11 protein-coding genes are annotated in these 13664 nt (G+C 64.3%); 3 read left to right on the top strand and 8 right to left on the bottom strand.

Translation table 11 applies throughout. The features are described from left to right. Nucleotides 1-234: 234 nt before the first annotated feature. From GXP39_04040 to GXP39_04075, 8 genes are all read right to left on the bottom strand, one after another. Nucleotides 235-1614, bottom strand: a complete 1380-nt coding sequence (locus tag GXP39_04040) for an MFS transporter (protein NOZ27211.1) — start codon at nucleotides 1612-1614, stop codon at nucleotides 235-237. A gap of 15 nt (nucleotides 1615-1629) precedes the next feature. Continuing rightward, complete coding sequence (locus GXP39_04045; GenBank protein NOZ27212.1) at nucleotides 1630-1869, bottom strand: DUF951 domain-containing protein; 240 nt, start codon at nucleotides 1867-1869, stop codon at nucleotides 1630-1632. 136 nt (nucleotides 1870-2005) lie between these two features. Next, nucleotides 2006-3268 (bottom strand): ArsB/NhaD family transporter, encoded by a 1263-nt coding sequence (locus tag GXP39_04050; GenBank protein NOZ27213.1) that lies wholly within the window; start codon nucleotides 3266-3268, stop codon nucleotides 2006-2008. 5 nt (nucleotides 3269-3273) lie between these two features. Continuing rightward, the gene (locus GXP39_04055; protein ID NOZ27214.1) at nucleotides 3274-4197 is read right to left on the bottom strand and encodes a CBS domain-containing protein; all 924 of its coding nucleotides are present in this window, start codon (nucleotides 4195-4197) and stop codon (nucleotides 3274-3276) included. Nucleotides 4198-4365: 168 nt separating this feature from the next. Then, the gene (locus GXP39_04060) at nucleotides 4366-4863 is read right to left on the bottom strand and encodes a universal stress protein (protein ID NOZ27215.1); all 498 of its coding nucleotides are present in this window, start codon (nucleotides 4861-4863) and stop codon (nucleotides 4366-4368) included. A gap of 204 nt (nucleotides 4864-5067) precedes the next feature. Further along, nucleotides 5068-6843, bottom strand: a complete 1776-nt coding sequence (locus GXP39_04065; protein ID NOZ27216.1) for an ArsB/NhaD family transporter — start codon at nucleotides 6841-6843, stop codon at nucleotides 5068-5070. Nucleotides 6844-6963: 120 nt separating this feature from the next. Beyond that, nucleotides 6964-7548 carry an HD domain-containing protein gene (locus GXP39_04070; protein NOZ27217.1) on the bottom strand — a complete coding sequence of 195 codons (585 nt, stop codon included), beginning with the start codon at nucleotides 7546-7548 and terminating at the stop codon, nucleotides 6964-6966. Further along, nucleotides 7545-8918, bottom strand: a complete 1374-nt coding sequence (locus tag GXP39_04075; protein ID NOZ27218.1) for an 8-oxoguanine deaminase — start codon at nucleotides 8916-8918, stop codon at nucleotides 7545-7547. The genes GXP39_04070 and GXP39_04075 overlap by 4 nt, the downstream gene beginning before the upstream one ends. Before the next feature lie 582 nt (nucleotides 8919-9500). On the opposite strand from GXP39_04075, the gene GXP39_04080 reads away from it, so the two are divergent. The 3 genes from GXP39_04080 to GXP39_04090 all read left to right on the top strand — a co-directional run bounded on the left by GXP39_04080 (nucleotide 9501) and on the right by GXP39_04090 (nucleotide 13402). Continuing rightward, nucleotides 9501-11261, top strand: a complete 1761-nt coding sequence (locus GXP39_04080; protein NOZ27219.1) for a hypothetical protein — start codon at nucleotides 9501-9503, stop codon at nucleotides 11259-11261. A 135-nt stretch (nucleotides 11262-11396) separates the two neighbouring features. After that, complete coding sequence (locus GXP39_04085) at nucleotides 11397-12359, top strand: ABC transporter permease (protein NOZ27220.1); 963 nt, start codon at nucleotides 11397-11399, stop codon at nucleotides 12357-12359. Between the two features lie 71 nt (nucleotides 12360-12430). Beyond that, on the top strand, nucleotides 12431-13402 hold the full coding sequence (locus tag GXP39_04090) for an ABC transporter permease (GenBank protein ID NOZ27221.1): 972 nt from the start codon (nucleotides 12431-12433) through the stop codon (nucleotides 13400-13402). The last annotated feature ends 262 nt before the right edge of the window (nucleotides 13403-13664 follow it).

A 13664-nucleotide genomic window follows, 5' to 3' on the forward strand; every position in this document is an offset into this window, starting at 1 on the left:
AAAAAGCCCTTTCCCCGCCTTCGACCTGCCTTTCTCGGCCTGGGTCCTTTGGAAGGGGCCGAGGAAGGCAGGTGCAGGCCGGAAAAGTGAGATTTCCGTGGAGAGGACCTCCCCTCCACACCTCCCCCTGTGGAGCTGGTCGTTGAGGGAGATCCCTCAGACATCTTGCCGGTAGATTTTCAGGCACGCTCTAAGACCGCTGCAACCACCTTGTGGCGCTCGGGGGCTATCGAATCAGGGGGCGTGATCCTGTCGGGATTGGGAGGTGGGCTCCGGCTCGGAGCCGAGGCGGATGGGCGGGCGCAACCACTCCGCGTTGGGGCGCCCGTACCGGACGTAGGCGCTGATCCCGGTCGCCAGGAGGACGGCGCAGGCCACGCCGATGAGGACGGGCGGGATCCCCAGCCAGTCCGCTAACCCGGCGATGGTCAGCATGGGAGGGATGCCGACTAGGTTGTTCAGCATGTACTGCACGGCGAACACCCGCCCGCGCAGTGGGGCGGGCGTCTCCTCCTGCACGATCGTCTGGGCCAGGATATTGGCCGCGGACATGCTCATCCCCAGCAGGAAGCTCAGCCCGATGACGGCGGAGAGCAACCCCAGGCCGGCGGTGGTGCCCATTTGCGCCCGGTGGATCAGGAATGAGCGGCTCAGGATGCCCAGGCCGGCGAAGGAGAGCCCGGCGGCCAGCAGCGCCAGATGCCCCAGCACATCCTTTCGCAGCCGATACCCCCATCGCCCCAGGGCGCCGGTGGCTAGCAGCATGCCTACCCCGGCCGGGGCGAAGACCAGCACGGCGTCCTCCGGCGCCATGCCCAGCACGCGAGCCGCAAAGCCGGGCGTCAGCATCGCCAGGATCATGATCAGGGTGGCGATGACCGTCAGATGCGACATGGCGACCGCCACGGTCCGCTCGCGCAGGACGAACGCCCATCCCTCTTTCAGGTTGGCGCGCAGCCGCTCCCATCCGGCCCCTACCCCCTCTTCCTCGGCGGAATGGGAGCGCACACGGTCCCTGGGGATCTGGGCGACGGAGAGCGTCGCCAGCACGTACATCACCGCGATGACGATGAAGCCTCCCCGTATGCCCACCGCCTTCACGATCAGCGGCCCCAGGATGATCAGCCCGACGACCTGGGAGCCGGCCAGGGTCAGGTTGAACAGGGCGTTCGCCGCGACCAGGTTGTGCCTGCCGACCAGCAGGGGGATCGTCGCCGCCTCGGCCGGGCTGAAGAATTGCCCCACGGTGGAGGCGACGAAGGCGATGGCATAGACCGCCAGGAGCAGCGACCATCCCTCCCAGCGTCCCAGCACGAGGAAGTATCCCAGGGTCAGGATCACGCGGAGCGCGTTGGAGGCGATGAGCACCCACTTCTTGGGGATGTGGTCCACCACCACGCCGGCGATGGGACTCACCAGGATCCCGGGCAGGGTGAACGCGAGGATCATCAGGCCCAGATGGGTGCTGGAGCCCGTCATGTGCTCGATCAGCACCATCTGCATGAAATTGATCCCGTTCTGGGCTGTCTGCGCCAGCGCCTGAGCGGTCCACAGGGCACGGAAGGGGCGGTTGGCGAGGACCGGGCCGAAGCCGCTTTGGGATTGGGCCGCCATCGTCACGGCCTCGGATCACGACCGGTCGGCGGAGGCGGCCGGATCAGCGGACCCCTCCGACGTCGCACCGCCGCGCCTTACCAACGTCTTCATGCGGCGTTGGAATCGGCTGCGGGGCAGGAGGACACGACGCCCGCATTGGCAACATCGGATGCCGATGTCGGCGCCCAGGCGTACCACTTCCCACTCATAGCTGCCGCATGGGTGCGGCTTGCGCATGCGAACGATGTCGCCGATGTGAATATCAAGCGTCATGCCATCTCCTGTTCAGGATGCCTTGGCGTTCTCTCAGGTGATGTCTCTCTGAACAGGACGGGCGATGGGGCGGATCGCCGATGTCCGGTGGGGAGATTATAGCACATTTTGCGGATGGTCTCGATATCGCGGGCGATCACAGGTAGCGGACCCAGAGATACAGGGTGGAGATGAGCATGGCCATCACCGTGGTGGGGATCCCGTAGCGCAGGAAATCACGGAAGCTGATGGGATGGCCGCTGCGCTCGGCCAGGCTGGCGATCACGACGTTGGCGGAAGCGCCCACCAGCGTGGCATTGCCGCCCAGATCCGCCCCCATCGCCAGCGCCCACCACAACGGCCCGATGGGCATGGCTCGCCCCATGCTCTCGATAAAGGGGATCATCGTGGCCGTGTACGGGATGTTGTCGATGATGGCGGACGCGAAGGCCGATAGCCACAGAATCGAGATGGCCGCCAGGCGGAGGTCGTTGCCGATGATCCGCAGCGCGGCCTCGGCGATCGCGTCGATGAGCCCAACCGCCACCACCCCTTCGACGGCGATGAACAGGCCGACGAAGAAGAACAACGTCGGCCACTCCACCTCGGCCATGGTGTGATGGAGGTCCTGCCGCGTCCAGATGAGCAGGATGGTGGCGCCGGTCAGGGCGATCGTGGCGGGCTCCAGGTGCAATACCCCGTGTACCAGGAACCCGATGATCGTGCCCGTCAGGACGATCAGGGAGCGTCGCAGGAGCTGGGGCTGGGTGATCAGGGTGCTGGTATCCACCTCCTTCAAGCCGGTGACGCGCCCGGCTTCCGGTCTCAGCTGGCGGTGGAACAGGACCCACGCCAGGCCGAGGAAGGCGATGAAGGTCAGGATCGAGATCGGCCCCATGTGCCACAGGAAGGTGGCGAAGTCGATCCCCGCCGCGCTGCCGATCAGGATATTCGGGGGGTCGCCGATGAGCGTGGCCGCCCCGCCGATGTTGGAGGCCAGGATCTCCGCGATGAGATAGGGCAGCGGACTGACGCCGAGGTTGGAGGCGATGAAGAGCGTGATGGGGCCCACGAGGATGACCACGGTGACGTTGTCCAGGATGGCGGAGCTCACGGCGGTGATGAAGGACAGGATCACCAGGATGCGGAAGGGGCTGCCCTGTCCGATGATCACCGCGTGCACGGCGATCCATTGGAACACGCCGGTCTCGCGCAGCACGTTGGCGATGATCATCATGCCGGTCAGGAGGAAGATCACATTGAAATCGATGGCCTGGAAGGCCTCGTGTTGCTCCACGACCCCCAGCCAGATCATGGCCAGGCCGCCCAGCAGGGCGGCCAACGTGCGCGGCACGCGCTCGCTGACGATCAACGCGTAGGTGAAGAAGAAGATCACTCCGGCGATCAGCGTCTGGTTCATGGATGCTACTCCTGCTGCTCCTGTCCTGCGCTCTCTTTGGGCTCACCCTCCGGCTGGCCCTCCGAGGCCGAGAGCCATACGTCCAGGAGCCCCAGCAGGTTGATATAGCCCACGACGTGGTAATCATCGTCGACGACGGGCAATCCCTGGAGGCCCTGGACGCCCAGCTCGTGCATCTTGCGGAACGCATCCTCCACGGTGTCATCCAGCTTGACCCAGACGGGGGGTAGCATGGCGGCCTTGACCTGGCGCACCTGACTCCGCTGGGCGAAATCGGCGACGCTGTCCCAGTCGGTGACGTGGGAGAGGAACTCCTCCGGTATGATGTGCAGGAACACGTCCTGCGCGATGGTGGAGAGGGGGAGGACGCCCACCAGCCGGTTTTCGTCATTCACCACGCAGGCGCAGTGGACGCTGGGTTGCTGGATCATCGCCCGCGCGGCCTCCTCCAGCGTGTCGTCCTCGTGCACGATCACGGGAGGCAGCTTCAGGACGGCCGAGATGGGCGTGCGACGGGTGATCGTGCGCGGCCCTGTAGGGGCCAACATGGGGGGCTGTTCGGAGGGCGGCGCAGGAGGCTGCTTGCGCACCCCCAGGGAAAGGGAGACCGGCAGCACCAGCAGCAGGCCGCCGTGGGGCTGATCGAACCCGCCCGTCACCTGCTTCGCCTCCGCGACCGCGTGCTCCAGGATGGTCTCATCGTCGATGGCCGCCAGCAGGATGCGGCCGCGCACTTCCTCCGCCTGAAACAGGCCGCGCAGCGCCGCGGGCAAGGGCAGGCCGCTTCGCTCCAGCCAACGGCGGGCCCGGAATCCGCCGACGCTGTCCACGATGGTCACGCCGGGCACACCCGCTTTCTCCCACGCCTGCATGAGTTGCGGCACCTGCTCCAGGTGGCTCAGGATCACGATCAGCAGATGGGATGACATCTTCCCCTCCCTCGAACACCTCACAAGCCGGGTAGATAGCCTCTGCCGCCATTCAGGAGCGTAGGGGCGATCGTCCCCACCCTAGAGCCCTTGGGGGGGATTGCGTTATGGGCACGGTGTGCCCTGCGCTGTTGCTGGGGGATGGCTTGGCGGAGGCCACGGTTGTCTTTATACGATCAGAACCTTCACCCCGGTGGACTTCTCCACCTCCTGAGCAAAGGGGGTGACCCCCTGCTGGTCGAACACCTGCTTGGCGGCTCCGGCCTGGGGCCGCCCCAATATCAGAAGGTCTGCTCCTACCTCCCGAACGAACTGGGGGATCACGTCGCGGACCTTCCCCTCCCGGACGACCACTTCGGACTCCACCCCCTGAGCCTGGGCGCGTTCCTGCGCCATCAGCAGGAGGAAGTTCCCCATCCCCCTCACCTCGCGTCCCACGTCCACCACGATGGGGGCGGCCGTGTCGCCCACGAAGTCCACGTCCACCACGTAGAGGAAGATCAGGCGAGCGTTCCGCTCCTTCGCCAATTCGATGGCTCGATCCTGGGCCGGATAGCTCGCCTCGCCGCCGCGTGTCGCGCAGACGATCACGGGCCGCTTGCGGTCCTGGAAGCCCTCAGGGGCCGAGGAGGTATGGCCCTCCTGGCCGGTTTCGTGTTCAACCATCTCCGCTTTCTCCTCATGTGCGCATGGGTTTGGCCTCTGCGCGCGTCCCTCCCGTTTGTGGGGAGCACGTCGGCAGAGGCCGGCATTGGGCGGTCCCCATCCAAGCACAGTTTGCCTTTCGTTGCAACCCCGGCGGTCCGGTGAATCGATCCCATCCGGTGTCGATGTCCGGCGCGCGATGTCGCCCGCGTGTGGGTGACCTCATCAGTATCGCACCAACAGATAGAGGGTTGAGAGCAGCAGCATCACCAGCGTCGTGGGGACGCCGACCTTCGCAAATCCCTTGAATGACAGCGGGTAGCCCGCCCGCTCGGCGATGCCGGCCGTGACGATGTTGGCGGCCGCTCCGATCGTTGTGGCGTTCCCGCCCAGGTCCGCCCCCAGCGCCAGGGCCCAGTACAGCACCCCGTTCGAGGCCCCCGGCACGGTCTGCGTCAGGTATCCGGCCACGGGCAGCATGGCGGCGGTGAAGGGGATATTCTCCGTCACCGCGGATCCCAGGGCGGGCACCCACAGCATCAGGAGCATGGCCATGGACAGGCTATCTCCGGCGATGTTCCCGATCGCCTCCGCGATCACCTGAATGGCACCCACGTCCTCCAGGGCGCCCACCAGGATGAACAGCGACATGAAGAAGAGCAACGTCGTCCAGTCCACCTCCTGGACCATGTCATGGACGCTGGGGCGAGCCCACATCATCAGCCCAACGGCGCCCACCATCGCGGCCACCGCCGGGGGCATCTTCAGCAGGTCTCCCAGGAAGAAGAGGGCGAGGGTGATGACGGCCATGATCCCCGCCTTGCGCAACAGCGTCCGATCGCTGATTTGGGCCGCCTCCGCCAGGTGTGTCTCCAGGGTGCCCGACCGGCCGGTGTGCCCCTGTCGATAATCCTCTCGATAGAGGAACCAGGCGATACCGACGAATACCAGCGTGAGCAGGACGACGATGGGCCCCAGATTGGTCAGGAAGGAGGCGAAGCTCAGGTGGGCATAGGAGCCGATCAGGGTGTTCGGCGGGTCGCCGATCAGCGTGGCCGTCCCTCCGATGTTCGACGCCAGCGTCTCCGGGATCAGGAGCGCCAGCGGGTTGATCCCCATCATCAAGGCGATCTCCACCGTGACGGGCGCGACCAGGAGCATGATCGTCACGTTGTTGAGGAAGGCGGAGGTGAACGCCGTGATGAGGATCAGGATGGCGGATAGCGCCCATGCGTTCCCCCGGCTCATGCGATAGGCGGAGTAGGCCATCCATTGGAAGACGCCCGTGCGCCCGGTGATGGCCACGAAGATCATGAGCCCCAGGACCAGGAAGATCACATCGAAGTCGATGTGTTCCATGGCGCGCTCGAAGCTGAGGATGTACCAGGCCGGGAAGAACTTCCCGATCAGATAGGTCACGGCCAGTAGGGCGGTGGCCCCGGCCATCGCCGCCAGCGTCTCGTGCAGCAGGCGGAAGGAGATGGCGACGAAGGTGAGGGTGAAGACCAGGAGCGTTACAAAGAACGCCGGCGGGAAGACGCGAGGCAGGACCACCTCGCCGACGTCCGCGTAGAGGTGATCGTTGCTGCGCGTGAGCAGCCGGGCGGGGACGCCGAGCCGGGTTTCACGGAAGGAGTGGGCGTTGATCTCGATGGCCACCGGCCGCTGGCCGGATGCGATCTCCTCGGCCATGCTCGCGGGCAGACGGACCACCAGGCGGAAGAGCCCGTCGGGTTCCGAGATGATCGCCGGTACGGGGTCCCCGCTGGGGGAGAGCAGGGACTGACGGTCGCCGCTGATGAAGAGGCTGATCTCGGCTTCCGGGACGGCTAGCTGCTGGGTGTTCACGGTCCTGCCGAGCACGATCAGGAGCACATCCTGTCCTACCGATGGCCCCTGCGCGGGCGGCGGATCCTCCTGGATCTGGCCGGCGGCCCCGGCCATGCTCCATAGTCCCCAGAACAGTGCAAGTGCCAGGATGAGAGGTCGAACGCGAGGCATCCTTTCCTCCGTGCATGTGTCCGGACAGGCCCCCTGGTGTCCCATCTGCTCCTGTCCGTGAAAGCTCTGTCGGTCCGATAGCCGTCCCCGCCGTGGGAAAGTCCTGCAGCGCAGCGTTGTTCACTGCAAGACGACGACGATGTCAAATACCTCTTCAAAGAAGCGCGCCTTTTTCTGGCCGGCCCACCGCTCCGTCTCGTTGCCCGTGGCGGGCTCCAGCGTGACGATCAATCGATTCCCCTCGATCCGACAATGCAGATCCTTCACCGCGAACGTGTGTGTGCGATCCAATCCGTCCGCGAAGCGCAGGATCGCGCCCAGCCGGCGGACGATCTCCTGATCCTCCTCCGGCAGTTTGGAGAACCGGCGGTGTTTCGTCGGGTCCGGCCGCGCTCCCCGATGGTAGCGGGCGACATGGGCGACGATCTTCTTCTCTCGCTCGCTCAGCCCGGGGATGTCCCCCTTCAGGATCATGCGCAGCGCGTGCTTGTGGTGCTTCGGATAGCCGTATTCGTAGCCGATGTCGTGGAGGATCGCCGCGTATTCCAAAAGATCCGCGTACGCGTCGTCCAGCCCGTGTAGCGGGCGGGTACCCTCGAACAGCTTGCGCGCCAGCCGGGCGTCCTGCAGTGAATGCCCCTCCTCGAAGTGGTGCTGGCGGGCGAACTCCAGGACCGCCGCCCGTACGCGATCATGCCTGCTCATTCTTGTCCATCTCCCTGCACCAGCGCTCGGCTGATCTCGTTGTGTCGCCGCATGGCCCCTTCCAGATCGATGGTGCGCAGCTCCCCTTCTTCCACGACCACATGGCCATTGATCACGCTCAGGTCCACGTTTCGCGGCGTGCAGAACAGGAGCGCGGCCACGGGGTCGTGGAGGGCTCCCGCGTAGTCCACCCGATCCAGCCGGAACCCGATGAGGTCGGCTGCCATCCCGGGGGCTAGCGCGCCGATGTCGTCTCGGCCCAGGACTCGGGCGCCTCCCAGCGTGGCCAGCTCCAGCGCATCGCGGGCGCTGAGAGCGGTTGCGCCCTGGGCGACTCGCTGCAACAGCAGCGCCTGTCGCGCCTCCGCCAGCATGTGAGAGCTATCGTTGGAGGCCGAGCCATCCACGCCCAGCCCCACGGGCACCCCGGCCTTGCGCATGGCCCGGATCGGCGCAATGCCGGAGCCCAGCCGCATGTTGGACGATGGGCAATGTGCCACCCCCGTGCCCGTGCGGGCCAGCAGATCGATCTCGGCCGCGTGGACGTGGACCACATGGGCGTGCCAGACGTCGTCTCCCACCCAGCCCAGTTGTTCCATGTACTGTACGGGACGCACGCTAAAGCGCTCGATGCAGAACCGTTCCTCGTCCAGCGTCTCCGCCAGGTGGGTGTGCAGGCGGACGTGGTACTGGCGCGCCAGCGCCGCCGCCTCTCGCATGAGGTCCGGCGTGACGGAGAAGGGTGAGCAGGGCGCGATGCCCACTCGGACCATGCCGAACCGCTGGGGTTGATGATAGGTCTCGATGGCCCGTCGGCAGTCTCGTAGGATCGCGTCCTCTTCCTCGACCACGGAGTCCGGCGGCAGCCCGCCCTTGGACTCGCCCAGGGACATGGCGCCCCGGGTCGGGTGGAATCGGATGCCGATCTCCTGCGCCGCCCGGATCTCGTCGTCGATGCGGGCACCGTTAGGATACAGGTAGAGATGATCGCTGGCGGTTGTGCAGCCGGAGAGGACCAGCTCGGCCAATCCCACCAGGGCGCTGGTGTAGACGGCCTCGGGCGTCAGTCGGGCCCAGATCGGGTACAGCGTCTTCAGCCAGTGGAAGAGGTCGGCGTCCTGGGCCGCCGGTACGGCTCGCGTCAGCGTCTGGTAGAGATGATGATGTGTGTTCACCAGCCCGGGTAGGATGATCATGCCCTGGGCGGAGATCACCCGGTCGGCTGTGCGATATGGCTCCGGCAGATCGTTCGTGGGGCCTACCCACTCGATCGCCGGGCCCCGGATGAACAGGGCGCCATCGGGGATCTCCCGACGCCCCTCGTCCATGGTCACGAGTAAATCGGCATGTTTCAGAAGGAGCGTGTTCATCGTTCGCAATCGCTCGCTTGGGAATGCGATGGCGCAGTATAGCATAGCGATATGCAGGGCGCCACCGGTGGGTATTCCCAATCCGTGCCCTTTTCCATGGGAATACCGTAAGGCTCATCTCCCGGGGATGCGCGGCCTCGCTGGGGGCGGCTTATCGGCCCCCACTCCATGGCTTCGGGATGCCCGCGTGGCCCGGGAAGGCCAGGCGGATTATACAGCCTTCCGGCGATGCCTGCCAATCGAGGGCGCTCTCATGCTTCGTGGGGATACACGGCCGAACACCCCCGCTCGCCCCTTGCTTGACGTCCCATCCCCGTGTATGGTAAATTACCGCTAGTATAATCCCCCATCGGCTACCCAGTACACGCGGTAGCCGACTGCTTCGGAAAGAAGTAGTCAAAGGATCAGGATCTCCCCATTGGAAATAGGCTGTCACAGGGAGGTGCCGGCTCATAGGACACCGAATGTCCTCATACCTGAGGGAAGCTTGGCCCGCTTCCACCGTTCTCCCACAGTCGCCGGTCACAAGCGATGGCGGCTGTCCGTTGGCTTCTGGCTGATTCAGACACGAAGGAGGGAATCATGATGCGTCACACCCGCTGGTGGGCCGTCATGGCCGTGTTGGTGATCTCGGCCATGGTTCTGACGGCATGCCCACAGCCTACGCCCCAGGTCGTGAAGGAGACCGTCGTCGTGAAGGAGACGGTCGTCGTCGAGAAGGAGGTGGTCAAGGAGGTCGCCGTTGAGGTGACGCCGACGCCCCCGCCCATCCCCAAGGGTGGCTTCGTCACGGAGGTAAGCTTCGCCGATGCCAAGGTATTGAATCCGATCCTGGCCTCTGATTCGGCCTCCTTCGACATCATCGGCAAGCTCTTCGAGGGATTGGTCACCACGCACTACGAGACCGGCGAGATCATCCCGCAGCTGGCCGAGTCCTGGACGGTGTCTGACGATGGGTTGACCTACACCTTCAAGCTGCGCGAAGGGCTCAAGTGGTCGGACGGCACCCCCCTGACCATGGAGGACTTCAAGTTCACCTATGACGCCGTCGCCAGCGACCTGGTGGAGACGCCGCGCAAGGACAACGTGGCCCTGATCGAGTCCATCGAGGTTCCTGATCCTCTTACAGCGATCGTCAAGTTCAAGGAGGTCGACTGCACGGCTCTGCAGAACCTCGGCCTGGGCATCCTGCCCAAGCATAAGTTCGCCGAGGACTTCAGCGACATCATGACCTCCGAGTTCAATACCGCCCCGGACGTGTCCAGCGGCCCCTTCATCTTCAAGGAGTGGGTGAAGGACGACCACATCACCCTGGTCCGCAACGATCTCTACTGGCAGGGCGCTCCCAACCTGGACGGGTGGATCTACCGCGTCGTCCCCGACAGCACGTCGGCGGTGGCCGCGCTGCGCACGGGCGAGGTGGACATCTATGATGGTGTGGACGTGCAGTTCCTCACCATGCTGGAGATGGAGCCGAACCTGACGCTGTTCAAGTACTTCGACGACGGCTATGACTACATCGGGTTCAATATGGCCAATCCGGACAACCCGCAGCCGGGTCGGGATGAGGAGGGCAACGTCATCGAGCAGGATCCGCATCCCATCCTGAGCGACAAGCTCGTCCGCCAGGCCATCGTCTACGCCATCGACCGGCCCACGGTCATCAACAAGGTCTACATGGGCCAGGGTCTGCCGTTGCATGCCAACGTGCTCCCGGCGATCAAGTGGGCCTACAACGATGAGCTGGTGCCGCGCGACTATGATCCCGACAAGGCGGCCGAGTTGCTGGATCAGGCCGGCTGGGTCCTGAACGAGGAGACGGGCATCCGCGAGAAGGACGGTATGCCGCTGAAGCTGCGCTTGGCCACCAACGCCGGCAATGTGCAGCGTGAGGACCTGGGTGTGCTCGTCCAGGATCAGCTCAAGAAGGTGGGCATTGACGTCGAATTCGAGGCGATCGAGTGGAACTCCTTCCTGGGCGTCCTGCTGGGGCAGACCTTCGACATGGTCATCATCGGCTGGACCGGCCTGGGCACGGATCCGGATGATCGCTCCTTCTGGCACACGGAGAACGATGTGCCCAACGCGGGCTTCAACTTCGTCTCCTTCAGCAACCCGGAGGTGGACGAGCTGCTGGATAAGGCTCGCTCCGTGCCCGGTTGCTCCGTGGAGGACCGCGCGCCGATGTACAAGCGCATCCAGGAGATCATCTACGATGAGCAGCCGTACAACTTCATCCGGGTGCGCCTGAGCACGCTGGCTTACAACAACCGCATCGGCAACTTCAAGCCCGGGCCGTGGGGGTACAACTGGAACATCCACGAGTGGTACGTCAAGGAGTAATGGCCTCCTGATGCCATGTCAGGGTGGGGCCCGCTCAACCGAGCGAGCCCCACCTTTTCTACATCAACATCGCGGTTCAAAGAGGATGGAAGCTCGGCGGATACAGGCCGATCCCTATCCTGATGAGGTCATCCGATGACTCGATACATTCTTCGACGTCTGTTGCAAGCGATCCCGACCCTGTTCGGTATCAGCATCGTCTCCTTCATCATCATTCAGGCGGCGCCGGGCGATCCGGTCCTGATGATGACGTTCGATCCCCGGATCACCGAGGAGACCCGTGAGGAATTGCGCCGGCAGCTGGGGCTGGATCAACCCTTGTTGATCCAGTATCTGCGCTGGCTGGAACGCCTGGTCCTGCACGGAGATCTGGGGCGATCCTACATCACGAAGCGCCCGGTGTTGGATATGATCCTGGAGCGTGTCCCGGCGACGTTGCTGTTGACGGGGACGGCACTCTTCCTGGGGCTCGTCTTAGGAGTCCCCACCGGCGTGTATGCCGCTGTGCGGCAGCGCGGCGTCTTCGATAACCTCACCCGCTTCTTCGCCGTCATCGGCAACGCCATCCCCGCCTTCTGGCTTGGTCTCATCCTCATCCTCATCTTCGCCGTCAAGCTACGCTGGTTGCCGACGGGCGGCATGTACACGCTGACGCTGGACAATAAGTTCGACCTTCTGGATCGGATCAAACACCTTCTGCTCCCCGCCCTGGTGTTGGCCACCGGATGGGTGGCCAACTTGAGCCGTTACATGCGCACGGAGACGCTGGAGGTCATCCGCCAGGATTACATCCGCACAGCCTACGCCAAGGGCTTGCGAGCGCATACCGTCTGGTTCGTCCATGCCGCTCGCAACGCGTTGATCCCCCTGGTCACCATCCTGGGCCCCGCGTTGGGGGGGCTGTTGGCCGGGGCTGTGATCACGGAGCGGGTGTTCTCCTGGCCTGGCATGGGGCGGCTGGCGATCGATGCGGTGTTCTCCCGCGATTATCCGGTCGTGATGGGGAATCTGATCATCGCGTCGGTTCTGGTGGTGATGGGAAACCTGTTATCTGACGTCTTATATGCCGTGGTGGATCCACGGGTACGACTGGAGTAGGATCAGGCGCCATGACATCTCGAACCACTGCTGCATCCGGAGCTACCTCCGGACAAACGGACGCTTCGACCGTGCTCCACCCTTGGGAGGAATTCGCCCATAAGCCGCGCAGCTTCTGGTCGATGGCCCTTTACAGCCTGCGTCATGATTGGCTGACGCTGGCGGCTATCGGCCTGTTGCTTTTCCTGGCGTTGGTTTCAGCGGCCGCTCCGTGGATCAACAAGTACATCCTGCATGTCGATCCCAATGATGTGAACCCGCAGAATTCCTTCAGCCCTCCATACATCACTGCCTACTTCCGGTGGCTGCTGGGCATGGACCAGGAGGGCGTGGCCGCCGATCTCTTGGAGCGGTCCGGTGGCGTTCCTCACTGGCTTGGAACCGACCAGTTGGGCCGTGACCAGCTCGCCCGGCTCCTGTACGGGGGGCGCATCTCCCTGTCCATCGCCTTTGTGGCGGCTTCCATCACCCTGATCGTCGGGGTCTCCCTGGGGGTCATCGCGGGATATTACGGGCGCTGGGTGGATGATCTGATCATGTGGTTCATCAACACGATGCAATCCATCCCTACGATCTTCTTGCTGCTGATCTTGACCGCCGCCTTTAAGCCCAACGCGACCACGCTGACCTTTGTGTTGGGCTTTCTGGGATGGATGGGGGCCAGCCGGCTGGTGCGTGGCGAGGTCCTCTCCGTCAAGCAGCGGGATTACATCCTCGCCGCGCGCGCTATCGGCGCCCCCAGCCGGCGCATCATGTTCCGCCATATCCTGCCCAATGTGATCCCCATCATCATTATCCTGATGGCGATTGATGTGGGGACGCTGATCCTGGTTGAGTCGGCGCTGAGCTTCCTGGGGCTGGGCGTTCAACCGCCCACTGCGACCTGGGGGAATATGTTGACCAAAGCTCAGTCCTACTTCGCTTTGGGCCCCTGGCTGGTGGTCTTCCCGGGCCTCTTCATCACGCTCACCGTGCTGTCGCTGTATCTCATCGGCGATGGCCTGCGGGACGCGCTGGATCCCATGATGAAGGGGCACCGGTAGAGGGATGCCATCCGGTCTGAAAATGCGCCCCGCTTGATCGTTTCGATCTTCGCTGGGGGAAAGGTTTGCTGATGGAACCCCGGATCCTCAAGGATCCGGGGTTTTGTTGTGTGCTCGTGACGCCCCGGCCTGAGGAACTCGACGTGAGATCCGCCATAAAAAGAAACATGCGGGCCGCGTCATTCGTTTCGGATAAGTAGGGGCGACCCACCGGGTCGCCCATTGGTATCTGAGGGGAGGCCCGGAGGGGCGGAGCTCCTCC

This window comes from Chloroflexota bacterium (assembly GCA_013152435.1).
Lineage (GTDB): Bacteria > Chloroflexota > Anaerolineae > DUEN01 > DUEN01 > DUEN01.